This window comes from Sphaerotilus sp., from assembly GCF_013299175.1.
Classification (GTDB): domain Bacteria; phylum Pseudomonadota; class Gammaproteobacteria; order Burkholderiales; family Burkholderiaceae_C; genus Sphaerotilus.
In genome coordinates this window covers 25,713-49,366 of the sequence record NZ_JAAFKF010000010.1, presented here as the reverse complement: position 1 = coordinate 49,366, position 23,654 = coordinate 25,713, and the positions used below count along the sequence as shown (strand labels likewise).

Sequence of the window (23,654 nt, the reverse complement as noted above, 5' to 3'; positions counted from 1 at the left end):
CATGGGTGTGCGTGACGACCGCTGCCTGCCGGAAGGGCTGAGGCCCGAGACGCTGGCCGTGCGCACCGCGCTGCCGCCCAGCCAGCACGGCGAGAACTCCGAGGCGCTGTTCCTGACCAGCACGTTCGTTCAGCCCGATGCCGAAACCTCGGCGCGGCGCTTCGCGAACATGGAGGACTTCACCTACGCGCGCACCAGCAACCCGACGGTGCGCAGCCTGGAGATGCGCCTGGCCGCGATGGAGGGGGCCGAAGGCGCCATCGCCACCGCCACCGGCATGAGCGCCATCCTGCTGCTCATCATGGGGTTGCTGAAGGCGGGTGACCATGTGGTGTGCTCGCGTTCGGTGTTCGGTTCGACCATCGGCCTGTTCGCCAAGGAGTTCGGCAAGTTCGGTGTCGAGACCAGCTTCGTCTCGCAGACCGACATCGCCGAGTGGCGCGCCGCGATCCGGCCGACGACGAAGCTGCTGTTCGCCGAGACCCCGACCAACCCGCTCACCGAGGTCTGCGACATCCGGGCGCTGGCCGATCTGGCGCACGAGGCGGGGGCGCTGCTGACGGTGGACAACACCTTCTGCACGCCGGCGCTGCAGCGACCGCTGGCGCTGGGCGCGGACCTGGTGATGCACGCTGCCACCAAGTACCTCGACGGCCAGGGTCGCGTGATGGCGGGTGCGCTGTGCGGTGCCAATCGGCTGATCGTGGACGTGTTCGGCGCGACGATGCGCGCTGCCGGCATGACGCTGGCGCCGTTCAACGCCTGGGTCGTGCTCAAGGGCATGGAAACGCTGTACCTGCGCATGAAGGCGCAGAGCGAGTCCACGCTGGCGGTGGCCCGCTGGCTGGAGCAGCACCCGGCGGTGGCGCGCGTGTACTACCCCGGTCTGGCCTCGCACCCGCAGCACGCACTGGCGATGGCGCAGCAGTCCGGCCTGGGGGGCGCCGTGGTGTCCTTCGATGTCCGGGCTGACACGCCGGAAGCGGCGCGTGCCGCGGCGTTCCAGGTCATCGACAGCACCCGCGTGCTGAGCATCGCCACCAACCTGGGCGACACCAAGTCCATCATCACGCACCCGGCCACCACCTCGCACGGCCGCCTCACCGAGGCCCAGCGCCAAGCCGCCGGCATCGGCCAGGGCCTGGTCCGTCTGGCGGTCGGCCTGGAGCATGTCGACGACATCACCGACGACCTGCAGCGCGGCCTGTCACTGGTCGGTCACTGATCTGAGCACACCATGAGTCAAGTACGCACCCGCTTTGCCCCGTCGCCCACGGGCTTCATCCACCTCGGCAACATCCGCTCGGCCCTGTACCCATGGGCCTGGGCGCGGGCCACCGGCGGTGTCTTCGTGCTGCGCATCGAGGACACCGATGTCGAGCGGTCGTCGCAGGCCGCGGTGGACGTGATCATCGAAGGCATGAAGTGGCTCGGCCTGGACCACGACGAAGGCCCGTTCTACCAGATGCAGCGCATGGACCGCTACAAGGCGGTGCTGGCGCAACTGGTCGAGCAGGGCTGGGTCTACCCCTGCTACATGTCGATGGCCGAGCTGGACGCGCTGCGCGAGCGGCAGATGGCGAACAAGGAAAAGCCGCGCTACGACGGCACCTGGCGGCCGGAGCCGGGCAAGGTGCTGCCGCCGGTGCCGGAGAGTGTGAAGCCGGTGCTGCGTTTCAAGACGCCACAGGGTGGTTCGGTGGTCTGGGACGACAAGGTCAAGGGCCGCATCGAGATCAGCAACGACGAGCTGGACGATCTGGTCATTGCGCGGCCGGACGGCACGCCGACCTACAACTTCTGCGTCGTGGTGGACGACATCGACATGCGCATCACCCATGTGATCCGCGGCGATGACCACGTCAACAACACGCCGCGCCAGATCCACGTTTTCCGGGCGCTAGGCGTGGAGCCGCCGGTCTACGCCCACTTGCCGACCGTGCTGAACGAGCAGGGCGAGAAGATGAGCAAGCGCCACGGGGCCAAGCCGGTGACGCAGTACCGCGACGAGGGCTATCTGGCCGACGGCGTCGTGAACTACCTGGCGCGGCTGGGCTGGAGCCACGGCGATGACGAGATCTTCAGCCGCGAGCAACTGGTCGCGTGGTTCAACCTCGACCACCTCGGCCGCAGCGCTGCGCAGTTCGACGAGGCCAAGCTGCGCTGGGTGAACGCGCAGCACATGAAGGTCTGCGACAACGCGGTGCTGGCGGGGCTGGTGTCCACGCAGTTCGCCAGCCGTGGCCTGAGCGTGCCGGCCGACGCACGGCTGGCGGCGATGTGCGCGCTGTTCAAGGACCGCTGCAGCACGACGGTCGAACTCGCGGACTGGCTGTCGGCCTACTTCGTGGACATGCAGCCGAGCGAGGCGGATCTGGCGCAGCACCTGAACGCCGTGTCGCGTCCGGCCTTGGTTGCGCTGCGCGATCGGCTGGCCGAGCTGCCGAGCTGGGACGCCCCGTCGATCCAGCAGGCGATCAAGAACACCATCGGTGAGCTGAAGGTGAAGATGCCGCAACTGGCGATTCCGCTGCGGGTGCTCGTCTGCGCCCGGACCCAGACGCCCCCCGTGGAGGCGGTGCTGGCGCTGTTCGATAAAAATACTGTGCTCAAACGCTTGCAAGTCATCTGAATTGATTTCATAATCACGTTCTCGCTTGAACAACGAAGCGCCGAAGGCAATCAAATGTCGGGGGTATAGCTCAGCTGGGAGAGCGCTTGCATGGCATGCAAGAGGTCAGCGGTTCGATCCCGCTTACCTCCACCATAAAAGCGTTTCAGAGTTCATCGGGCAAGTTTCAGTTTTGAAGACTCCTTCGTCTAGAGGCCTAGGACACGACCCTTTCACGGTCGTTACAGGGGTTCGAATCCCCTAGGAGTCGCCACTGCGGAGTGGTAGTTCAGTTGGTTAGAATACCGGCCTGTCACGCCGGGGGTCGCGGGTTCGAGTCCCGTCCACTCCGCCACCATTTGGGGGTATAGCTCAGCTGGGAGAGCGCTTGCATGGCATGCAAGAGGTCAGCGGTTCGATCCCGCTTACCTCCACCAAATTCCTTTTTGATGGTTTGACTGACTCCTTCGTCTAGAGGCCTAGGACACGACCCTTTCACGGTCGTTACAGGGGTTCGAATCCCCTAGGAGTCGCCACTGCGGAGTGGTAGTTCAGTTGGTTAGAATACCGGCCTGTCACGCCGGGGGGACTCCTTCGTCTAGAGGCCTAGGACACGACCCTTTCACGGTCGTTACAGGGGTTCGAATCCCCTAGGAGTCGCCACTGCGGAGTGGTAGTTCAGTTGGTTAGAATACCGGCCTGTCACGCCGGGGGTCGCGGGTTCGAGTCCCGTCCACTCCGCCATGTTTTGCATGAATCAAGGTTTGGTTTTAGGGTCATCCCTGTTGACTCCTTCGTCTAGAGGCCTAGGACACGACCCTTTCACGGTCGTTACAGGGGTTCGAATCCCCTAGGAGTCGCCAAGTTTCAAATGGTTTCGTACCGCTGCGGAGTGGTAGTTCAGTTGGTTAGAATACCGGCCTGTCACGCCGGGGGTCGCGGGTTCGAGTCCCGTCCACTCCGCCACCATCAATTCCAGATCCAAATTTTTTGAAATGCCCGTTCATTCATGGTGAACGGGCATTTTGTCTTTGTCTTGCGATTCTCTTGCTGCCTACAATGCGCGGGTTTCTATCTAACCAGGATTCTTTCTTATGCAAGTGATTGCTTCCGCCTTCAAGGCTTATGACATCCGCGGCATCGTTGGCCAGGCGCTTGACGTTGAATTTGCCGAGCATCTGGGCCGTGCGTTCGGCACCGAGGCACTGGCCTTGGGCGAGCGCGCCGTGGCGGTGGGCCGCGACGGGCGTGTTTCCGGCCCGGATCTGAGTGCCGCCCTGATGCGCGGTCTGGCCTCGACCGGTCTGGATGTGATCGATCTGGGTGCGGTGACGACACCGATGCTGTACTACGTGGCCGCCACCCGTGCGGACATCGGCTGCCGCAGCGGCATCCAGGTGACGGGCAGCCACAACCCCAAGGACTACAACGGCTTCAAGATGGTGCTCGGCGGCGTGGCCATCTACGGCGACACGATCCAGGGGTTGCGTGCCCGCATGGAGTCCGAGACCTACACCACGGCCGCAGCACCGGGCGGCATCACCACACACGACATCCTGCCCGAATACACCACCCGCATCACGGGCGACTGCAAGCTGGCGCGCCCGATGAAGATCGTGGTCGATTCCGGCAACGGCATTCCCGGCGCCTCCTCGCCCGGCATCCTCAAGGCGTTGGGCTGCGAGGTGGTCGAGCTGTACAGCCGTGTCGATGGTGATTTTCCGAACCACCACCCGGATCCCTCCAAGCTGGAAAACCTGGCCGACCTGATCAAGGTCGTCCACGCCACCGATTTCGAACTGGGCCTGGCCTTCGACGGCGACGGCGACCGGCTGGGTCTGGTCACGAAGGACGGCGAAATCATCTTCCCGGATCGCCAGATGCTGCTGTTCGCACAGGACATCCTGACGCGCAACCCCAACGGCCTGATCATTTACGACGTGAAATGCTCGCAGCGTCTGCCGGTGGGCATTCGTGCTGCTGGCGGTGTGCCGATGATGTGGAAGACCGGCCACTCGCTGATGAAGGCCAAGCTGCGCGAAACCGGTGCTCCGCTGGCCGGTGAGATGAGCGGCCACATCTTCTTCGGCGAACGCTGGTACGGATTCGACGACGCGATGTACACCGCTGGCCGCCTGCTGGAGATCCTGTCGCGCTTCGCCGACCCGAGTGCGGTGCTCAAGGCGCTGCCGACCAGCTTCAGCACGCCCGAGCTGAACGTCGCCGTGCCCGCCGGCAACCAGCACGCCATCGTGGACCAGCTCATCGCGCAAGCCGACTTCCCTGGTGCCGTGATCGGCACCATCGACGGCCTGCGCGGCGACTACGCGGACGGCTTCGGCCTGATCCGTGCGTCCAACACCACGCCGGTGCTGGTGCTGCGCTTCGAAGGCCACACCGCCGAAGCACTGGCGCGCATCGAGCACGACTTCATGGCCGCGCTGCGCAAGGTCATGCCCGAAGCCGAAGTGCAGGCTTCCGCGCATTGAACCCGGTGTCCGGCCACCGGCTGTGGCAGCGGGCGGCGTTGGCGGCCTATGGCGCCGGGATGCGCTTGCTGCTGCCGGCCTTGCTGCTGAGGCTGTGGTGGCGGGCGCGGCGTGAACCCTTGTACGGCATGGCGGTGTCCGAGCGCCTGGGCTTCGGGCCTGCCACCGCACCGGGCGCTGTCTGGCTGCACGCGGTGTCGCTCGGCGAGACGCGCGCTGCCGAGCCTCTGGTGCGGGCGCTGCGCCTGCAGTGGCCGGAGGTGCCGATCCTGCTGACACACGGGACGGCCACGGGACGCGCGGCCGGGGAGCACCTGCTGGAGCTTGGCGACCACCAGTGCTGGTTGCCGCTGGACACGCCGGGAGCGGTGCGGCGGTTTTTCCGCAGGCACCGCCCGGCGCTGGGTATCTTGATGGAAACCGAAGTCTGGCCGCAGTTGCTGCACGCTGCACAGCGCGCCGGGGTGCCGGTCGTGCTGGCGAATGCACGGCTGTCCGAGAAGAGCTTGCGCCGGTCACTGTGTCTGGATGCGCTGCTGCGTCCCGCTGCGCAGTCGCTGGCCCAGGCGCTGGCGCAGACCGAGGCCGACGCGCAGCGCCTGCGGCAGGCAGGGGTGGTCGATGTGCAGGTGCTGGGCAACCTCAAGTTCGACCAGCATCCCTCTGCCGCGCTGCTGGCAGTGGGCGAGAGCTGGAGTGCGGGCCTGTCGCGCCCGGTGGTGCTGGCCGCCAGTTGGCGCGAGGGCGAGGATGCGCCGCTGCTGGATGCCTGGCGTGCGTTGCTGGAGCGCCGCGCCGCCACCTCCACTTCGCAGCCACAGCCCTTGCTGCTGCTCGTGCCGCGCCACCCCCAGCGTTTCGATGAAGTGGCCCGGCAGGTCACGCAGGCTGGACTGACCCTCGTGCGGCGCAGCACCTGGGGTGCGGCCGGACCGGGCACCGTCGCACGGGCGGCACAGGTCTGGCTCGGGGACTCGATGGGCGAAATGCCGGCGTACTACGCCTGCGCCGATGCGGCGCTGCTGGGCGGCAGTTTTGCGCCACTGGGGGGTCAGAACCTGATCGAGGCGGCGGCCTGTGCGTGTCCCGTGTTCCTCGGGCCGCACACCTTCAACTTCCAGCAAGCCGCCGAGGGGGCGGTCGCTGCCGGTGCTGCTTGGCGGTGTACGGACCTGGATGAGGCGGTGGCGGCGGCATGTGCGCTGGCTGACCGTCCCGCAGCGCGTGCCGCGGCGTCGGCCGCTGCCGTGTCCTATGCCGGGCGGGACCAGGGCGCCGCAGCGCGCATGGCCCGCACCCTGCGGCACTTCATTTCGTCGACAACAGCGCGTTGACAGCGTCGATGTCACCCGCGGCCAGCACACCCGCGGCCTGGCGCAGCTTCAGGCTGTTCACCAGCACGTCATAACGCGCCTTGGCCAGATCGCGCTGGGTCGAGAACAATTGCGTCTGCGAGTTCAGCACGTCCAGGTTCACCCGCACGCCCACCTTGTAGCCGAGCTTGGTGGCGTCCAGCGCGAGCTTGCTGGAGGCTTCGGCCGCTTCGAGCGCCTTGACCTGCGCATTGCCGGATTGCACACCGTAGTAGACCTGGCGCGTGGCCTGGGCGACGGCGCGGCGTGCAGCGTCCAGTTCGTTGCGCGATTTCTCTTCCAGGGAAACGGCTTCCTTGATCTGGTTCTCGATGGCGCTGCCGGTGTAGAGCGGCACCTTCAGCGTCACGCCGACCGAGTGGTTGGTCGTCGTGCCCACGCCGCCGGACGAACTGGCGCCGGTGCCACGGTTGTTGGCCCCGCCGAGCTGGCCTTGCAGGTCCACGGTGGGCAGGCGTGCGGCGTCGGTGCGCTGGGTTTCGAGCTTCGCGATGTCGTAGGCGAGGCGGGCCTTGCGCACGGAGGGGCTGTCCTCGGTGCGGTCCACCCAGGCATCGACCGGCTCGGTCTGCAGCGGCAACGCGACCGGGATGGACAACCCGTTCGGCTGCAGCCCCTGCCGTCCGACGATCTGGTCAAGCGCCAGACGGCGGGTGCGCACGTCGTTGTCGGCGGCGATTTCCTGGGCGGTGGCCAGATCGAAGCGGGCCTGGGCTTCGCGGGTGTCGGTGATGGTGGCGGTGCCGACCTCGAAATTGCGCTTGGCCGAGGCGAGCTGTTCGCTGATCGCGGTCTTGGAGGCCCGGGCCGTGGACAGCGTGTCCTGGGCGGCCAGCACGTCGAAGTAGGCTTGCGCCACGCGCACCGCCAGATCCTGCTCGGCACTCGCCAGATCGGCTTGCGCGATGTCGAGTGCCTTGCGTGCCTTGCCGATGGTGAAGCTGTTGGGGCGGTTGAACAGCGGCTGCACCGCCACCACGCCGAGCGAGCCGGTGGTGGTCGAGCGGGCGCCGAACAGCGGCGTGTCCGTGCCACCGTAGGACGCGCCCGCCTGGAGGCTGACCGTCGGGCGTGTCAGCGCGTCCGCCTGGGCGGCCTTGTAGCGGCTGGACTCTGCGGCGGCGCGCGAAGCCAGATAGGTCGCGTCGTAAGCCTTGGCGGCTTCGTAGACCTCCTTGAGGCTCTCGGCCGACACGGGCGCGGACAGACACGCCAGGACAGCAGCGGCAACGCTCACCAGACCAGACGCAGACGACAAGGGGTGTTTCAACACGGACATGGACGCTTCCTCGAACTTAACTGGCTTGACTGGCTAGAACTGGCACTCAGTACATGGGCACACGCGCATCGACCAGGCGGGACCACGCATCGATGCCCCCCGCGACGTTGTACACCGACGTGTACCCCTGCTGCGCCAGGAACAGCGCCACCTGCTGGCTGCGCACTCCGTGGTGGCAGAGCGCAAGGATGGGCTGATCTCGGTCGATTTCAGCCCATCTGGCTGGAATTTGCTGCATCGGGATCGTGACCGATGCCGCGCCCTCCAGCACTATCCGCGCCGTGGCGATTTCCCATGGCTCGCGCACGTCCAGCAGCACGGGGTGCTGGCCCTGCGCAGTCCACGCCTGCACCTGTGCGGCGACCGCATCGACCCGGAGTTGCTGCATGGCGGCGGATCCTGGTTCAGAACTGGAAGGCCGAGGGCTGCGCGAAGCCTTCGAGCCGCGGCGCCACGGTGTCGAACAGCACTTCGGTCGTGAACTGGCGCTCGCTGACCCGGCGCACACGCAGCGCGCGCATCATCGGCTCGCTGCCCACCACGGCGACCAGACGGCCACCGACCTTGAGCTGCTGCAGCAGGTTCTCTGGCACCTCGGCCACCGACCCTGACAGCACGATCACGTCCCACGGGCCACGGCCGGTGTCACCGTTCACGCCATCCCCCTGGCGGACCTCGACGTTCATCACCGCGGCGTGGCGCAGGTTCTCGCGGGCCACCGCGGCGAGTTCCGGGCGCTTTTCGTAGGTGACGACCTGCTGCGCCTTGTGGGCCATCAGCGCGGCCATGAAACCCGAACCGGTGCCGATCTCCAGCGCCTTCTCGTGGCGGTGCAGCTCCAGCTCCTGCAGCAGGCGGGCTTCCAGGCGCGGGGCCAGCATCACCTGACCGCCGGGCAGCGGGATCTCCAGGTCCGTGAAGGCGATGCTGCGGTAGGCGGCCGGCACGAAATCCTCGCGCTTGACGATGGCCAGCAGCGCCAACACCGACTGATCCAGCACGTCCCACGGGCGGATCTGCTGCTCGATCATGTTGAAACGGGCCTGTTCGACGTTCATCTTGGGTTCCTCGGGAGCTTGGGGTCTTGCGCAACGAAACCTGTCATTTTAGGAGCTGGCGGTGTCGCGCATCGGTTGATCTGCGGTCTGTGGTGCAAATCGGCGCTTCAGCCACGCCCCCAGATCGTCCATGTAGCAATAAATGACCGGCACCACCACCAGCGTCAGCACCGACGAGGTGATCACGCCGCCGATGACCGCCTGTCCCATCGGGGCGCGCTGCTCCGAGCCTTCCGACAGCGCGAACGCCAGCGGCACCATGCCGAAGATCATCGCCAGCGTGGTCATCAGGATCGGCCGCAGCCGCACCTTGGCCGCCAGCAGCAGGGCGTGTTCGCGGTCGAGCGGCTGGCCGGTCACGTCACCGGCGCGGGCGCGGATGGCGAAGTCCAGCAGCAGGATGGCGTTTTTCGTCACCAGCCCCATCAGCATCACCACGCCGATCACCGAGAACAGGTTCATCGTCGAGCGGAAGGCCAGCAACGTCAGCACCACGCCGACCAGCGTCATCGGCAGCGAACTCATCAGCGCGATCGGCTGCAGGAAGCTGCGGAACTGCGACGCCAGGATCATGTAGATGAAGACCACCCCCATCGCCAGCGCCGACACCGCGTAGGCAAAACTCTCCGCCATGTCCTTGGTCGATCCGCCGAACCGCCAGCGCACGCCCGGCGGCAGTGGCTGCGTGTCGAGCACGCGGCGGATGTCGGCGGAGACCTCGCCGGCCGAGCGCCCGTAGACGTTGGCGGTCAGCTCGACCTCGCGCAGGAGGTCGCGGCGGTTGATCTGGTTGGCGGTGCTGTCGGCGCGCACGTCGGCGACCTGGCCCAGGCGGACGGTGCGCGGGCTGCCGTCAGCGTTGCTGCCCGCCAGCAGGGGCAGGGCCTGGAGATCGCGGGCCTCCCGGCGGGCCTCGGGTGCCAGCCGGACCTTCACGTCGATGTTCAGGTCGTCGCTGGCACGCCAGTTGCCCACTGTCTGGCCCGCCACCAGGGCGCGCAGGCTGCTGGTGATGCTGCCCACGCTCAAGCCCAGATCGGCCGCCACGTCCCGGCGCACCTCGATCGCCACTGTCGGCTGGTTCGGCTTGGCGCTGGTGTCCAGATCGACCAGACCGGGAATGGCGCGCAGCCGCTCGGCGATGGCCACGCTCTGGCGCTGCAGCTCGGCCAGATCGCTGCCCTGGATCGAGAGCTGCAAGGGCTTGTTGCCGCCCACCGCGTCGAGCAGGCCGACGTGCGTCACCGTGATGCCCGGTACCCGCGCCAGCCGTTCGCGCAGCGGGCCGGTGAGCTGGTCCTGGTTGAGGGCGCGGTCCTTGCGATCGACGAGGCGGATGTAGATCTGCGCGTAGATCTTGCCCTGGGCCTGCCCGGTGTTGATCGTCGTCAGCGTGTAGCGCACTTCGGGCCGCTCGCGCACGATGGCCTCGACCTCGCGTGCCTTGGCTTCCGTGGTCTCCAGCGAGGAGCCGACCGGGGTGTTGAAGCTGACGAAGGTCTCCGAGTAGTCGGCCTTGGGCACGAACTCCGAACCCAGCAGCTTCACCAATCCGAGGCTGGCGACGAACGTGGCCAGCGCGATGCCCAGGGTGGCGAGCTTGTGCCGCAGTGCCCAGCGCAGCGCCGACTGGTAGACCTCGCCCAGCCCGTGCGAGAGGCGATCGACGGCGTGCGTGACACGGCCGAGCGTGTGGTCATAGACGGTGCGGGGCTGGAAGGGCGCGCCTTCGGTGTGGATGGCCGGGTCGTGCCAGATGGAGCTGAGCATCGGATCGAGCGTGAAGCTCACGAACATCGAGATCAGCACGGCGGCCACGATGGTGATGCCGAACTCGTGGAAGAACTTGCCGATGATCCCGCCCATGAAACCGATCGGCAGGAAGACCGCGACGATGGACAGCGTGGTCGCCAGCACCGCGAGGCCGATTTCCAGGGTGCCGTCGAGCGCGGCGTCGTGTGCGGACTTGCCCATCTGGACGTGGCGCACGATGTTCTCGCGCACGACGATGGCGTCGTCGATCAGCAGGCCCACGCACAGGCTCAGCGCCATCATCGTGATGACGTTGATCGAGAAGCCGAAGAGCTGCATGAACAGGAAGGTGCCGATGAGCGCGATCGGCAGCGTCAGGCCGGTGATGACGGTCGAACGCCAGGAGTTCAGGAACAGGAACACGATCAGGATGGTCAGTGCCGCGCCTTCGAGCAGCGTCTGGCGGACGTTGTTGACCGAAACGCGGATCGGCCGCGCGCTGTCGCGCACCACGTTGATCTCGACACCGGCCGGCACTTCCCCTGCCGCTTGCACGGCAGCCAGCGCCTTGTTCAGCCCGTCCACCACCTCGACGGTGTTCTCGCCCTGCGATTTCTGCACTTCGACTGCGAGCGTGCGCTGACCGTTGTAGAGCGCCAGCGTGTCGAGTTCCTCCGGTCCATCGACGACACGGGCGACCTGACCCAGCCGGATCAGACTGGTGCCGCGCCGGGCGACGACGAGCTGGGCGAAGTCGTCCGGGCGCTGTACCCGCCCACGGATCTGCACCACGCGCTCGCTGTCGGCCGAGCGCAGCGTGCCGGCCGGCAGATCCTGGTTCTCGGTCTTCACGGCGGCCATCACCTGGTCCGCGCCGACGCCCACCGCGTCAAGGCGCTGCGGGTCAAGGTAGAGGTTGATCTCGCGCCGCACCGCACCGACCAGCGCCACCGAGCCAACGCCGCGCGCGTTCTCCAGCCGCTTGCGCAGTGTCTGGTCGGCCCAGGTCGAGAGCTGCACCGCGTTGACCTTGGCCGGGTCGGTGGCCCGCACGGCGATGGTCCAGATCGGGCGGCTGGAGGGGTCGAAACGCTGGACCTTCGGCTCCTTCACCTCTTCGCGCAACTGGGGCTTGAGGATGGCGAGCTTTTCGCGCACATCGTCGGCGACCTTGCGGCCATCCAGGTCCAGGCTGAACTGGACGATGACCACCGAGGTGCCCGAGTAGCTGCGCGAATAGAGCTGGCTGACCCCGGCGATGGCGTTGAGCGCCTCCTCGACCTTGCGCGTGACCTCGGTTTCCACGATTTCGGCCGAGGCACCGGGGTAGTCGAGGCTGACCACCACGGTCGGGAATTCGATGTTGGGGAACTGATCGACCTTGAGCCGCTGGTACGAGAACAGGCCCAGCACGACCAGCGCAAGCATGGCCATGGTGGCCATCACGGGGTTGGCGATGGAGACGCGGGTGAACCACATGGGGGCGTCTCCGCTCAGCGTGCCGCGGCAACGAGCCGGGCGGGGGTGTTGTCGCGCACGGTGCCGAGGCTGCCGCGCAGCACGCGGTCCCCCTCGCGCAGCCCGTCGGTGATCTCGACCGACTCGGCGCCCGCCACCCGTCCGCGCCCGCCGGTCTTCACCGTGCGCCGGCGCAGTGCCTGTCCGTCCAGCACCACCACGTAGGGCAGGGCGTCGTCCAGCCGCACCGCCGACAGCGGCAGGCTCAGCACCCGCCGCTGCTCCAGCGTGACCGTGCCCCGCGCGAACAGCCCGGCGCGCAGGCCCGGCACCGGCTCCACGCTCAGGTAGACCAGCACGGCGCGGGTGCCGGCCTGCGTCGTCGGGTTCAGGCGCGCGACCTGGGCGCGGATCGGGTCGGGCAGTCCTTCGACCACCAGTTCGGCGGTGGCCCCTGGGCGCAGCAGGCCGGCGTCCGCCGCGGGCAGGGCGGCTTCCAGCTCCAGCCGGCTCAGGTCGATCACCTCCAGCACGCGGGCGTCCACGGCCACACGCTCGCCCGGTTGCGCCAGCCGCTGCGAGACGGTGCCGCCGATGGGCGACTTGAGCACGGTGTCGGCCTGCGCCTTGCGGGCCAGCTCGGTGGCGGCCAGCGCGGCTTGCAGGCTGGCTTGCGCGGCGGCGTGGTTGGCCACCGAGGTGTCGAGCGCAGTGGCGGAGATGTAGCCCTGTTCGACCAGTGCGCGGTTGTTGTCGAGCTGGCGCCGGGCGATGTCCACCTGGGCGCGGGCGGCTTCGGCCTGCTGCGCGGCCTGGTTCACGCGGAGCACGAACTCGGTGGCGTCGATCTCGCCGACGACCTGCCCGGCGCGCACCGTGTCGCCCTCGCGCGGGCCGAGGCTGCGCAGCTCGCCGGCCACCTTCGCCTTGACGATGGCGGTGCTGATGGCCTTGACGCTCCCCGACAGCGCCACCGTGCGCGCGAGATTGGCCGCGCCGGCAATGACCAGATCGCTGTCGCGCAGGTCCAGCGCGGCGGGCGCGGAGGCTGCCGCCGCGGGTGTCGGGACCGTGGCGGCCGTCTCGGCCTGGCGGCTCTGCACCAGCCGCGTACCGAGCACCACGGCAGCGACGGCGAGCACGGCGAGCACAATCTTGACAGGGCGGTTCATGGTGTGACCTGGGGGCTTGAGGGGATGGCGGTGGATGTGGCGGAAGGGGCCGCCGAGGGCGTGGCACACAGGCCGCCCAGCAGCAGGTCAATGTGCTGCCGGATGAACAGGCGCGGCTCCACCATCGCGTCGGGTACGCCACAGGCGTTGCACGCTCCCAGCGAATGCTTGTGGACACACAGCATCACCATGGGCAGCACCAGCGACTGCACCACGCTGTTCACCGGCACCGGGCGGAACTCGCCCCGGTCGATGCCGCGCTGCACCACGCTGCCAATCAGGTGCTGGCCCGGCTCCACCACCTCGCGGAAGTAGAACTCCGCGATTTCGGGGAAGTTGCGCACCTCGGTGATGATGAGCTTGAAGACGCCCGAGGCGTCGCTGTCGAAGACGTTCTCCCACCAGGTGGACAGCACGTTGCGCAGCAGGTCGGCGCAACTGCCCTGGTGGTCGGCCACTTGCCGCGCACCCTCGGCGATCTGGCTGGACAGGCGCTGCGCGATGACCGCCTTGAGCAGCTCTTCCTTGCTGGCGTAGTACAGGTAGAGCGTGCCTTTGGAGACCCCCGCGCGGGTCGCCACCTCGTCGGCGCGGGTGGCCGCAAAGCCCTTTTCCACGAACAGGCTCAGGGCCGCGTCCAGCAGCTCTTGCGGACGTTCGGCCTTGCGCCGCTGGTGGGTCGCGGGCATGGAGGACTCTGGGCTGGTGGTCAAGGTGAAAGAACCCCGTTAAGTGACTAACCGGTCAGTAATGTAGTCGCACTCGGCGAGCGGGGTCAATCGGTGCCGGGCTGGAGACCTGATTCCCTAGAATGGTCCGCATGACCAGACCCAGGAGTACCGCGATGGCGTTCGAATTGTTCCCCGCCGATGGCGGTCTGGTGCCGGGCGTGCGGCGTCAACTGCTGTGCCGTGGCGCCGGAGTGGCCCTGCTGGGGGTGTGTGGCGTGTCGGGGGTGGGGTCGCTGCTGTCGGGCTGTGCATCGACCGGGCCGCGGGAGTTCACGCTGAGCGAACGCCAGATCCTGGCCACGCTCGCCGAACGCTTTCCGGCCAACCGCCGGGTGCTGGAGATTTTCGACGTGCGGCTGGCTTCGCCGAAGCTGAAGCTGCTGCCGGCGGAAGACCGGTTGATGCTGGGCTTCGACCTGGGGGTGCAGGAGCGCATGCTGACGGCGCGCACCTTCAAGGGCAACCTGGTGTTCAGCAGCGGCCTGCGCTTCGACGCGGGCGATTCGACCGTCCGCCTCGTCCGGGTGCGCCGGGAAAACATTGCCATCGATGGCCTGCCGAGTCTGCTGGCCTCGAATGTCAACCGCTGGGGTGGCCTGCTCGCCGAGGATCTTCTCGAAGGGACGGTGGTCCACAAGGTCGAGCAGGCGGCCATCGACCAGGCGGCCCGAATGGGCTTGCGGCCTGGTGCGCTCAAGGTGACGGAGGGCGGTGTCATGGTGACGCTGGAACCCCTGCGCGCCCAGGGCACCTGACGTGCGCGCTGAATGCCGCACTGAACGGGCCGCACGTCAGCGCAGACCAGGACTGGCCCGTTGCATGGATCTGTTCGACCACTTCGGCGCCGCTGCGCGCTGCGACCGCCATGACCACGATCACACCCAAGGTGACCTTTCCGGCGCGACGTGCGCTGACCCTGACGCTGACCCTGCTGGCGCTCGGCAGCGGGCTGGCCGGCTGTGTGGTGGCGCCGTATTCCCGACATGGTGGGGGCGGTCGAGGCCACGAGGACGGCGGTGTCGTCGTGGTGGAGCCGCCGCCGGTACGCATGGAGCGACCAGGACCACCGCCCGCTGTCGGTTATCTGTGGATTGACGGTTTCTGGAACTGGTCGGGTGGACGCCATGTCTGGATGCCCGGACATTGGGAGCCACGCCGTCCGGGTCAGCGGTGGGAGCCGCACCGCTGGGAACGGGGCCAGCGCGGCTGGGAGCAGCGTGGCGGCGAGTGGCACAACCACTGAGCCGGTCGCTGGGGACGAAAAAAAACCGGCCGCAAGAGGCCGGTTTTTCATTTCCTGGCGACTTGCGCCACCAGGATCAGGTCAACGCTCAGCGCGGACCGTTGCTGCGCGGGCGCATCGCCGGGCGGCCAGCACCGAAGCCGCTGCGCGGGGCACCACGGTCATTGTCGAAACGGGGGGCACTGCGCGGCGCACCACGGTCGTTGTCGAAACGCGGGGCATCGCCACCACGCGGGCTGTCGAAACGGCTGTCCGGGCGCGGGCCATCATGACGCGGAGCACCGTAGCCAGGGTTCGCACCACGGTAGCCACCACCCGGCGCACCACGGCCCGGCGCGCCACGGAACGGCGGACGGGCACCTTCGCGCACCGGGCCACGGTTCGGGAACATTTCAGGTGCGGGGCGGGTCGGCTCCAGACCTTCGATGATGCCGATCGGGATGGCGCGGGTCGTGAACTGCTGGATGCGGCGGATCATCGACACGTCACGGCGCTCGGCCAGCGTGATGGCGCGACCGGTGCGGCCAGCGCGGCCGGTGCGGCCGATGCGGTGGACATAGTCCTCGGCCTTCATGGGCAGACCGTAGTTGATGACGTGGCTGATGGTCGGCACGTCGATGCCGCGGGCAGCGACATCGGTGGCCACCAGGATGCGCAGCTCGCCGCGGCGCAGGGCCATCAGCGTGCGGGTGCGGCGGCCTTGCGGCATGCCACCGTGCAGCGGGGCCACGGCATGGCCGAGGTCATACAGGCGGGCAGCCAGATCGTCGGCGTCACGCTGCGTGCTGGTGAAGATCACCGCTTGCTGCATGTCCTTGTCGGTCAGGATGTGCTCCAGCAGCGCGGACTTGTGGTCCAGGCTGTCGGCCCACAGGAGCTGCTGCTCGATGCTGGCGTGGTTGTCGGTGTGGTTGGCGATCTCGATGCGCTGGGCGTCGTCCTTGAGGATCTGGTCGGCCAGACGACCGACTTGACCCGCGAAGGTGGCGCTGACCATGACGGTCTGGCGCTCGGCGGGCAGCGATTCGGCGATGCGCTCGATGTCTTCGATGAAGCCCATGTCCAGCATGCGGTCGGCTTCGTCGAGCACCAGCAGTTCGACTTGGCCGAGGATGGCCTTGCCGCTGTCGAGGTGGTCGATCAGGCGACCCGGGGTGGCGATCAGCAGGTCGAGCTGGCCACGCAGCGCAGCCAGTTGGGCGCCGTAAGGCACGCCGCCGACGACGGTGGCAACGCGCAGGCCCTGGACGTGGCGACCGTAGGTCATCGCGGCCTTGGAGACTTGCAGCGCGAGTTCGCGGGTCGGGGTCAGGATCAGGACGCGCGGGCCCTTGTTCGGCTGGTAGCCCTTGATGCCGCGGGCAGCAGCGTCGGCGCGGGCGGCCAGCACACGCTCCAGGGCGGGCAGGACGAAGGCAGCCGTCTTGCCGCTGCCGGTGTTGGAGCACACGCGCAGGTCGGAGCCGGCGAGGGCGGCGGGAATGGTTTGTGCCTGGACTTCGGTCGGGGTCTCGTAACCGGAATCGGTCAGGGACTTCAACAGGACTTCGTTCAGGCCAAGGGTATCAAAGCTCATGGGTTCTCATCTGGCACCGTCGATGGGCGCCGTTCAGGCTAGCGCAGTCAGCACAACACGTGCGACAACGCAATGGCGGGCCAGCGTCCATGGGGCGTCATCCGTCAACGCGCCACGCTCGCAGCTTCAAGGGGTGGAGAAAAAGCCCGCCCGGGTCGAACAGCATCGCCGCCGACCGCGCCTGCAGCCCCGCAGAACCGAAAAGGTCTGCCGGAGGGATGAGGGGAAAGAGGAAGGTCAGAGGGGATGAACGAAACAGCTGTGCCTGTTGTCGTTGCTGCCATGCAAGGTGGGGTTATGACCACTTCGCGGCAGTTGCGTCAGAGACAGCAGCGGCGATTGTAGCGTATTCCCGGATTCCATGTTGCGCCGCATCATGAATAAAGAACCCGACTTGTTACCGCGGCTGGATAGGATGGCGACCCGACGGATCAACCCCAGAACGAAGGACGTGCCATGAACGCTGTGCCCTGCCGGGTGGCCTTGATTGCCCATGACGCCAAGAAGGACGACATGGTGGCACTCGCCCGCGAGTTCAGCGGGCTGCTGTCGGCCTGCACCCTGTGCGCGACCGGAACGACAGGTGCGCGCCTGGCCAGCGAGGTGGGGCTGGTGGTGGAGTGCCTGCTCAGCGGGCCGTGGGGCGGGGATCTGCAGATCGGTGCCCGGCTGGCGGTGGGCGAGATCGACCTGGTGGTTTTCCTGCGCGACCCGATGACGCCGCAGCCGCATGAGCCGGACATCAACGCCCTGGTGCGGGCGTGCGACGTGCATGACGTGCCGTGTGCGACCAACCTCAGCACGGCACGGCCCCTGCTCCTCAGCCTTGCACCACCTTGTGGTAGGCCGCCGGCACCGGCCAGCCGGCCTCCTGGCAGACCTTGATGATGGCTTCGTTGGTGTCGAAATACACCTGCCAGTAGTGGTCGGTGTGCGTGTATGGGCGCACCGAGATCACCGGGCCTTCGAGCTTGAAGTCGAGCAGGTTCACTTCCGGCGCGGGGCTGGCGACGACGTTCGGGATCTTGGCGACCGCGGCCTTCAGGCGGGCGATGGCGTCCAGGGCATCGACGCCTTGCGCGAGTTGTGCGGTGCGCTCGACACGGCGCGAGGGCAGCGCGGAGAAGTTCTGCACCGTGTCGCCGAAGACCTTGCCGTTGCCGACCAGGGTCATCACGTTGTCGGGCGTGATGATGGTGGTGGCGAACAGGCCGAGTTCGTGGACCGTGCCGGTCATGCCGCCGATGCTCACGAAGTCGCCGACCTTGAAGGGCCGCAGCACCAGCATGAAGGCGCCAGCCGCGAAGTTGCCCAGCATGCCGCTCCACGCTGCACCGATTGCCACACCAGCGCCGGCCAGCATCGCCGCGAACGAGGTCGTCTGGATGCCGAAGTAGCCCAGGATGCCGAGCACCAGGGTGATGTTCAGGGCGATCGTGATGATCGATCCGAGGTACTTGGTCAGTGTCGGGTCGATCGAATTGCGGTTCATGCCCGCCTGGATCAACCCCACGACCTTGCCGATCAGCCACCGACCAACGATCCAGAAGGCAATCGCTGCCAGGATCTTGATGCCCAGGTCCAGAGCGGTCGTGCTCAGGAAGTTCTGCATCGATTGCATGTCCATCGCGGAATTCCTCAGTCGCTAAGTGCAAAATTGCACGCCTCAACTGTGAAGGAATTCCGGAATTAATGCTACCGGCTTGGGGTGGGGAAACTGCTTAGGCACGTTCTGGTGTGCGGGTCGGCGTGTGTGGTCCTCGCAGGTCCATACTGCGCGACCGGTTCGCGGATCGGTGCGACGGACAGCGGGGGGCGCGGTTCGGCACGCAACTCCGCACACGCTGTATGCCGCATGCACATTGACACTCCGACCGTCCTGATCGCTCTGCTGATCGGCTACTCCATGCTGGTGCTCGACCTGGGGCTGGCACGGCGCTCTTTGCTGGCACAACAGCCAGCCCTGCGCGACTGGATGCTGGGCAGCGTGCTGATTCTGGCGGGGTTGGTGGCGATTCCGCTGCGCTTGTGGATCCCGGTGGTGCTGGGTGTCTTGCTCACCAATGTGCTGCTCACGGCCGGCTTGGCGTTCTACACGCGGGCGATCTGGCGTTTCGTGCGGGGCAGCGAGTTGCCTGGCGCGTTGTGGTTGTTCACGCCCGTCGGGTTGGGCCTGCTGACGCTGGCCTGGCTTGCGGGCTGGCCCCACCACCGGCTCGTCAGCATCAGCAGCACGTGCATGGCCTTGCAGACCGTGCCGATGGTGGTGGTGCTGCTGCGGGATGGCTGGCGGGCTGAAACCTCGCTGCGCACGGTGGGCATCACGCTGTCGATGTGCGGCCTGGCCCTGGGTGTCCGTGCGGTGCATGCCGAACTCGACCCCGGCAACTACGCGAGCCTGGACCAGCCCGGCACGGTCCAGGGCCTGATGCTGCTGGCGGGTTTTGTCAGCTCGGTGGGGGCGGGTTTCGGTTTCGTGCTGGCGTGTCTGGAGCGCACGGCCCAGCAGATGGAACACCTGGCAGCCCGCGACGGCCTGACCGGCTGCTTCAACCGCACCGTGACCCAGACGATGCTGGGCCACATGCTGGAGCGTTGCCGGCGCGATGGCCAGCCGATCGCGCTGGTGCTGTTCGACCTGGACCACTTCAAGCTGGTCAACGACCGCCACGGCCACCTGGTGGGTGATCAGGTGCTGCGGCAGTTCGCCGAGTCTGTCCGGGGGCGCATCCGGGCGTCGGATGTGTTTGGCCGCATGGGCGGCGAGGAGTTCTGCCTCGGCTTGCCCATGACCGACCGCCTCGGTGCGCAGCAGGTGGTGGAAACCGTGCGCAGCAGCGTCGAATCGATGGCGCTCGTGGGCCGGGAGGGTGCGGCCTTGCGCATCACCGTGTCGGCGGGCGTGGCCGTGGCGGACCTGCGCCAGCCCCACCTCGACAGCGCCGAGCTGACCATCGAATCCCTGTACGGGCAAGCCGATGACCAGCTCTACCGCGCCAAGCTGGGCGGGCGCAACCAGGCGATGGTGGCCTGAACCGGCTCAGCCGGTGGTCTGCTGGATGCCGGCGATGGCCCAGTTGCGGCTGCGGTCGCTGGGCTGGACCAGGTGCCAGACCTCGTCGAACGGCGTCGCATCCTTGCCCGCTTCCTCGCGGATCAGGCCGGTGTAGCGCACGCTGACCACATCGCGCTGCGCTTCCCGCAGGAAGTCGAGGATCTCGGCGCGCACCTCGGCCACGTCGGTCTCCTGCGCGCGGCTGCCGCGGTCCTGCAGGTCGGTGCGGATGCTGGCGAACATCTCGGGCGTGGTGAATTCGCGCAGGTCGTTCAGGTCGCTGCGGTCGTTGGCGGCCTGCATCCGGATGAAGACCATGCGGGCGATGCGCTCGAAGCCGGGGCGATCGAAATCGGCGGGCAGGCTCACCATGGCGGGTGCTGCATCGGGTGCGGAGAAGCTCGCCGCCGCGCTGCCCGGCCAGCTCACGCTGTGCGCCGAACGCTGTGCGGGGCTGTCCATCGACAAGGGTGCAGCACCGGCACTGGCACTGGCCAGGGCCGGACGCTGATCGCCCCCCACCGAGCGGCGCTTGAACCACGCGAAGGCGGCCAGCGCGGCCATGACCAGCAGCGCGACCATCAGGATGTTGCCGAAGGCTTCACCCATGCCGAAGTGGCTCATCAAGGCGGCAATGCCCAGACCGGCCGCCAGCCCGGCCAGCGGACCCATCCAGGAACGCTTCTTGGCCGCGGCGACGCCCGTTGCGGCGGCGCCCGCCATCGGAGCGGTCGGGGCGGCCTGTTGCGGGGCTTGCGCCGGTGCGTTCTGTGCCGGCGTGCTCTTGGAGGGCAGGCTGCGCTGCATGCCGGAAGACCCGCCACCGCCCAGGCGCTTGGCCTCGGACAACGCGGGAGCCAGGGCCGTACACAGGGCGAGTACACACACGGCGGTACGCCAGAATCGGTTCATCTTGACCTCTAGGGTGGAAAGGGGGTTCAGAGCGCCGGCGTGTGGATCCGGATGCGCGTGTGCGCAGCGGCCACGGTGACGACTTGTCCCGCGCGGATCTTGCAGGTCTTGCGGGACTCGGGCTGACCATCCACCTGGACAGCGCCATCGGCCACCAGCATCTTGGCCGCGCCACCGCTGTGGGCGACGCTGGTGGCCTTGAGCAGGGCGTCCAAGGGAATGAAGTCGCCCCGCAGTTCGAAATCGATCAGGTTCATGGGCCTGATCCTACGCCAGTCGCCAATGCCCCGTCAGTCCACGACGCGCACCACCGTGGGCCGGTCGGCCTTGTCCACCGACTCGCCGCGGGCGCGGCGCTCGGCGTAGTCGCGGATCGCCGCCGGCAGCCGCTTGAGCAGCCAGCGCATGGCCAGCGGGATCAGCACCAGGTCATCGACCACGCCGATCACCGGGATCACGTCCGGGATCAGGTCGATCGGCGAGAGCAGATACGCCACCATGCCGACCACGCCGACCTTGAGCCAGCGCGGCGACTGCGGATGCTGCAGCGCGTACCAGAGCACGCGCGCATCCACCTTCACCAGCGTCCACACCACTGCGACACGTTTCCACATGGGCCACCTCCGGCAGGAACAACCCGTCGGGGTGACGGGCGAGCGGATTCTGCGACAAGATTCCGCCCGCTGCCTGAACGGAAGTCGTGGTGCCTCCAAGGCGTCAGCGTGGCGCGGCGACGAAGCGCAGTTGCGTGCCGCCGTTGGCCGCGATGATCCACTCGTTGCTGTCGGCCGTGACCGAGGCGCTGCCCGCCGTCACGAGCGGTGTGCCGAACCTGCTGCGCGGCAGCACCCAGGTCTGGTCCTTCAGCGAGGTCGGGTGGCTGGCGTTGAACGTGGTCAGGCCGCTGGCGGTGGTCGCACTCCAGGTGGTGGCCAGGCGTTGCTGCGAGAACGCCGCCATCTGGCCCATCGTGTACCACTGGAACTGCCCGAAGACCTGCAGCAGATCGGCCCGCGCCAGCATCGGCTGCAGGGCCGGCAGGTGGCCGCGGGCGCCCGGCGGGTGGTTGTAGAACAGCCGGTTCGTGCGGTGGTTCACCACGAAGTCCTGCAGGTCGATCAGCCACTGGCCCGAGGTGGCGTCCGAGATGCCGAACAGCCCGAACTCCTCGAAGGTGGCGTACTTGCCCAGCGGCACGATCGGGTAGCTCCACAGCGCCTTCGACAGCCGGTTGCCGGCCCGCCACGAGCGCACGCCGGGCGCGCCCGTGTCGCCGACGAAGTACATGCTGTTGACGCCGCGGTTCTCCAGCCAGTTCACCGCCCAGGTCGGGTTGTTGCCGACCGGGGCCGAGTATTCGCGGATCTTCTTGCCCGTCACGCGCTCGATGGCGGCGAAGTTCAGCTCCAACCAGGGCAGGTAGGTGGCGGCGTTGGTCTCGTTGGCGCCGAGGCCGTAGAGGTCGTGGTTCCAGCCGCCGTGGGAGCCGAGTTCGTGCTGCACGGGGAGCTTGCCGGCCCAGTTGCCGAGGTTGCCCAGTCGCCGCACGAGGTCTTGCGACTTCGGGTTGGTGTCCAGGAACATGCCGTTGTTGTCGCCCAGCGTGACCACGTCGTGACCGGCGGTGAAGTGGATCGAGAACGGCCCGCGCTTGAGCACCGAGGTGCTGTCGAGCAGGTACTTCGCGTCCGACAGCAGATCGTCGCCGTCATCGACGTGCCAGTTGTAGATCAGCCCGCCCTTGCCGCGCGGCTGCATCGACATCTTGGGCAGCCCCACCTGTTCGGTGGCGAAGAGGTTCAGGAAGCCGTGCAGCGGCGCGCTGTCGGTGCCGATGGCCTTGAAGTAGCCCAGCGGCAGATTGACGAACATCACCTTGCCGCTGCCCGTCGGGCGCACGCCGGCCACCAGCCCGTGGTCGGGCGAGGACAGGTAGACGCTGCCTGGGAAGCTGCCCTGCGTGACGTAGCTGAAGTAGTCGATCGTGCCGTAGCCGTAGCCGCTGATGGCGTTGAGCTGGGTGTCGGCGGCGGTGGGGGTGCCGGTGACGTTGACGGTGGTGCTGCCTTGCAGCAGGGTCTTGAGCAGGGTCGTGGTGTTGGCGACCACATCGCCGACGTGCTGGTCGATGGCCGGCGAGGCGGTGGCGACCTTGGACGTGACCGTGACCGCCGCGCCCGCGGCCGACACCGGATTGCTGCTCAGGCCCAGCAGGTTGCGCAGCGTCTGCGTGCGCAGCAGCCGGACGTTGACCGAGCCTTCATCGACAGCGCGCAGGGCCCGCGCCTCGATGGCCGGGCGCATGTGCTTCGACCCGCCCGCGTCCACGGGCGACGCCGGCACGAAGGCCGCTGCCGGCGCCGCGCCCGCCACGCTGGTCACGGCCCCCCACGGCGCGTACTTGCCCGGCGGCAGCGACAGGCTGTCCAGCCGCGCCCGCGTGCCGACCACCGGCCCGAAGCCGACCACCCGGTCCCGCAGCGACTCGTACAGCACGTAGTCCACGCCCACCAGATCCGAAAAACGCGACTTGATCGGCGCGTAGACGGCCGAGCTGGTCAGTGCGCCCGCGTCATAGACCAGCATCAGCTTGCCGCCGAGGTTGGCGTATTGCTTGACGGCGGCAACCACCGCGTCGCTGGCCTGGATGTGGGCGCTGTCGGGCACGACGAGGCCGGCGATGCTGGCCGCCGCCGTGGTGCCGAGCGCCAGGAACTGCGCGTCGGTCATCGTCTGCAGCCGGTAGCCTTCCTCCTGCGCCGTGTCGGCCCAGACCTTGACCGGCCAACTGTTGAGGTCGGCGTTGTCGGGCACGAGCAGCACGAGGCTGTCCTTGATCGGAGCGGCGTGTGCGGCGGCGGTGAAGGCGGTCAGACCGGCCAGCAGCAGCGCGCCGGCGAGGCGTTGCAAGGGCAGCAGGGATGGCGAGGGATGTCGGGTCATGT

Annotated in this window: 20 protein-coding genes and 9 tRNA genes; 17 read left to right on the top strand and 12 right to left on the bottom strand. The window is 67.7% G+C overall.

Features of this window, described 5'->3' with window-relative positions:
* Position 1: 1 nt before the first annotated feature.
* The 13 genes from QZW52_RS03405 (at position 2) to QZW52_RS03345 (ending at position 6,434) form a co-directional block, all read left to right on the top strand.
* Positions 2-1,225 carry an O-succinylhomoserine sulfhydrylase gene (locus QZW52_RS03405; RefSeq protein ID WP_293995282.1) on the top strand — a complete coding sequence of 408 codons (1,224 nt, stop codon included), beginning with the start codon at positions 2-4 and terminating at the stop codon, positions 1,223-1,225.
* A gap of 12 nt (positions 1,226-1,237) precedes the next feature.
* Complete coding sequence (gene gltX / locus QZW52_RS03400; RefSeq protein ID WP_293995279.1) at positions 1,238-2,632, top strand: glutamate--tRNA ligase; 1,395 nt, start codon at positions 1,238-1,240, stop codon at positions 2,630-2,632.
* A gap of 59 nt (positions 2,633-2,691) precedes the next feature.
* A tRNA-Ala gene (locus QZW52_RS03395) sits at positions 2,692-2,767 on the top strand.
* Between the two features lie 42 nt (positions 2,768-2,809).
* A tRNA-Glu gene (locus QZW52_RS03390) sits at positions 2,810-2,885 on the top strand.
* 4 nt (positions 2,886-2,889) lie between these two features.
* A tRNA-Asp gene (locus tag QZW52_RS03385) sits at positions 2,890-2,966 on the top strand.
* 6 nt (positions 2,967-2,972) lie between these two features.
* A tRNA-Ala gene (locus tag QZW52_RS03380) sits at positions 2,973-3,048 on the top strand.
* Positions 3,049-3,071: 23 nt separating this feature from the next.
* Positions 3,072-3,147, top strand: a tRNA-Glu gene (locus QZW52_RS03375).
* A gap of 51 nt (positions 3,148-3,198) precedes the next feature.
* Positions 3,199-3,274 (top strand) — tRNA-Glu (locus QZW52_RS03370).
* Positions 3,275-3,278: 4 nt separating this feature from the next.
* Positions 3,279-3,355: transfer RNA gene (locus QZW52_RS03365), tRNA-Asp, on the top strand.
* Between the two features lie 43 nt (positions 3,356-3,398).
* Positions 3,399-3,474, top strand: a tRNA-Glu gene (locus tag QZW52_RS03360).
* Positions 3,475-3,500: 26 nt separating this feature from the next.
* A tRNA-Asp gene (locus QZW52_RS03355) sits at positions 3,501-3,577 on the top strand.
* A gap of 128 nt (positions 3,578-3,705) precedes the next feature.
* Positions 3,706-5,100 carry a phosphomannomutase/phosphoglucomutase gene (locus tag QZW52_RS03350; protein WP_293995277.1) on the top strand — a complete coding sequence of 465 codons (1,395 nt, stop codon included), beginning with the start codon at positions 3,706-3,708 and terminating at the stop codon, positions 5,098-5,100.
* A gap of 59 nt (positions 5,101-5,159) precedes the next feature.
* A complete protein-coding gene (locus QZW52_RS03345) occupies positions 5,160-6,434 on the top strand; it encodes a 3-deoxy-D-manno-octulosonic acid transferase (RefSeq protein ID WP_434738259.1) in 1,275 nt (424 codons plus the stop codon).
* Here the strand turns inward: QZW52_RS03345 and QZW52_RS03340 are convergent.
* The 6 genes from QZW52_RS03340 to QZW52_RS03315 are packed head-to-tail and all read right to left on the bottom strand — an operon-like array spanning position 6,409 to position 13,881.
* Complete coding sequence (locus QZW52_RS03340) at positions 6,409-7,752, bottom strand: TolC family outer membrane protein (RefSeq protein WP_293995271.1); 1,344 nt, start codon at positions 7,750-7,752, stop codon at positions 6,409-6,411. The genes QZW52_RS03345 and QZW52_RS03340 overlap by 26 nt on opposite strands.
* A gap of 46 nt (positions 7,753-7,798) precedes the next feature.
* Positions 7,799-8,140, bottom strand: a complete 342-nt coding sequence (locus tag QZW52_RS03335; protein WP_293995268.1) for a rhodanese-like domain-containing protein — start codon at positions 8,138-8,140, stop codon at positions 7,799-7,801.
* 16 nt (positions 8,141-8,156) lie between these two features.
* Complete coding sequence (locus QZW52_RS03330; protein WP_293995265.1) at positions 8,157-8,810, bottom strand: protein-L-isoaspartate O-methyltransferase family protein; 654 nt, start codon at positions 8,808-8,810, stop codon at positions 8,157-8,159.
* Between the two features lie 48 nt (positions 8,811-8,858).
* Positions 8,859-12,041: an efflux RND transporter permease subunit gene (locus QZW52_RS03325; protein WP_293995262.1), complete on the bottom strand. Its 3,183-nt coding sequence runs from the start codon at positions 12,039-12,041 to the stop codon at positions 8,859-8,861.
* A 14-nt stretch (positions 12,042-12,055) separates the two neighbouring features.
* Positions 12,056-13,192 carry an efflux RND transporter periplasmic adaptor subunit gene (locus QZW52_RS03320; RefSeq protein WP_293995260.1) on the bottom strand — a complete coding sequence of 379 codons (1,137 nt, stop codon included), beginning with the start codon at positions 13,190-13,192 and terminating at the stop codon, positions 12,056-12,058.
* Positions 13,189-13,881 (bottom strand): TetR/AcrR family transcriptional regulator, encoded by a 693-nt coding sequence (locus tag QZW52_RS03315; RefSeq protein WP_293995258.1) that lies wholly within the window; start codon positions 13,879-13,881, stop codon positions 13,189-13,191. The genes QZW52_RS03320 and QZW52_RS03315 overlap by 4 nt, the downstream gene beginning before the upstream one ends.
* Positions 13,882-14,036: 155 nt before the next feature.
* Here QZW52_RS03315 and QZW52_RS03310 point away from each other — a divergent pair, with 155 nt between their 5' ends.
* Complete coding sequence (locus tag QZW52_RS03310) at positions 14,037-14,678, top strand: hypothetical protein (protein ID WP_293995256.1); 642 nt, start codon at positions 14,037-14,039, stop codon at positions 14,676-14,678.
* Between the two features lie 110 nt (positions 14,679-14,788).
* Positions 14,789-15,166 (top strand): hypothetical protein, encoded by a 378-nt coding sequence (locus QZW52_RS03305; RefSeq protein WP_293995254.1) that lies wholly within the window; start codon positions 14,789-14,791, stop codon positions 15,164-15,166.
* Between the two features lie 88 nt (positions 15,167-15,254).
* On the opposite strand, the gene QZW52_RS03300 is transcribed toward QZW52_RS03305, so the two are convergent.
* Entirely contained in the window at positions 15,255-16,742 is a 1,488-nt protein-coding gene (locus QZW52_RS03300; protein ID WP_293995252.1) for a DEAD/DEAH box helicase, read from the bottom strand.
* Between the two features lie 456 nt (positions 16,743-17,198).
* On the opposite strand from QZW52_RS03300, the gene QZW52_RS03295 reads away from it, so the two are divergent.
* Positions 17,199-17,627, top strand: a complete 429-nt coding sequence (locus QZW52_RS03295; RefSeq protein WP_293995250.1) for a methylglyoxal synthase — start codon at positions 17,199-17,201, stop codon at positions 17,625-17,627.
* On the opposite strand, the gene QZW52_RS03290 is transcribed toward QZW52_RS03295, so the two are convergent.
* Entirely contained in the window at positions 17,563-18,369 is an 807-nt protein-coding gene (locus tag QZW52_RS03290) for a mechanosensitive ion channel family protein (protein WP_293995247.1), read from the bottom strand. The two genes, QZW52_RS03295 and QZW52_RS03290, sit on opposite strands and share 65 nt — an antisense overlap.
* Positions 18,370-18,597: 228 nt before the next feature.
* On the opposite strand from QZW52_RS03290, the gene QZW52_RS03285 reads away from it, so the two are divergent.
* Positions 18,598-19,776 (top strand): GGDEF domain-containing protein, encoded by a 1,179-nt coding sequence (locus tag QZW52_RS03285; RefSeq protein WP_293995244.1) that lies wholly within the window; start codon positions 18,598-18,600, stop codon positions 19,774-19,776.
* A 6-nt stretch (positions 19,777-19,782) separates the two neighbouring features.
* Here the strand turns inward: QZW52_RS03285 and QZW52_RS03280 are convergent, their stop codons facing one another.
* The 4 genes from QZW52_RS03280 to QZW52_RS03265 all read right to left on the bottom strand — a co-directional run bounded on the left by QZW52_RS03280 (position 19,783) and on the right by QZW52_RS03265 (position 23,652).
* A complete protein-coding gene (locus QZW52_RS03280) occupies positions 19,783-20,709 on the bottom strand; it encodes a Tim44 domain-containing protein (protein WP_293995242.1) in 927 nt (308 codons plus the stop codon).
* Positions 20,710-20,735: 26 nt separating this feature from the next.
* On the bottom strand, positions 20,736-20,966 hold the full coding sequence (locus tag QZW52_RS03275; protein WP_293995239.1) for an RNA-binding S4 domain-containing protein: 231 nt from the start codon (positions 20,964-20,966) through the stop codon (positions 20,736-20,738).
* Between the two features lie 33 nt (positions 20,967-20,999).
* The gene (locus tag QZW52_RS03270; protein ID WP_293995237.1) at positions 21,000-21,323 is read right to left on the bottom strand and encodes a YkvA family protein; all 324 of its coding nucleotides are present in this window, start codon (positions 21,321-21,323) and stop codon (positions 21,000-21,002) included.
* A gap of 103 nt (positions 21,324-21,426) precedes the next feature.
* A complete protein-coding gene (locus QZW52_RS03265; protein WP_293995234.1) occupies positions 21,427-23,652 on the bottom strand; it encodes a polysaccharide deacetylase family protein in 2,226 nt (741 codons plus the stop codon).
* Positions 23,653-23,654 lie beyond the last annotated feature (2 nt).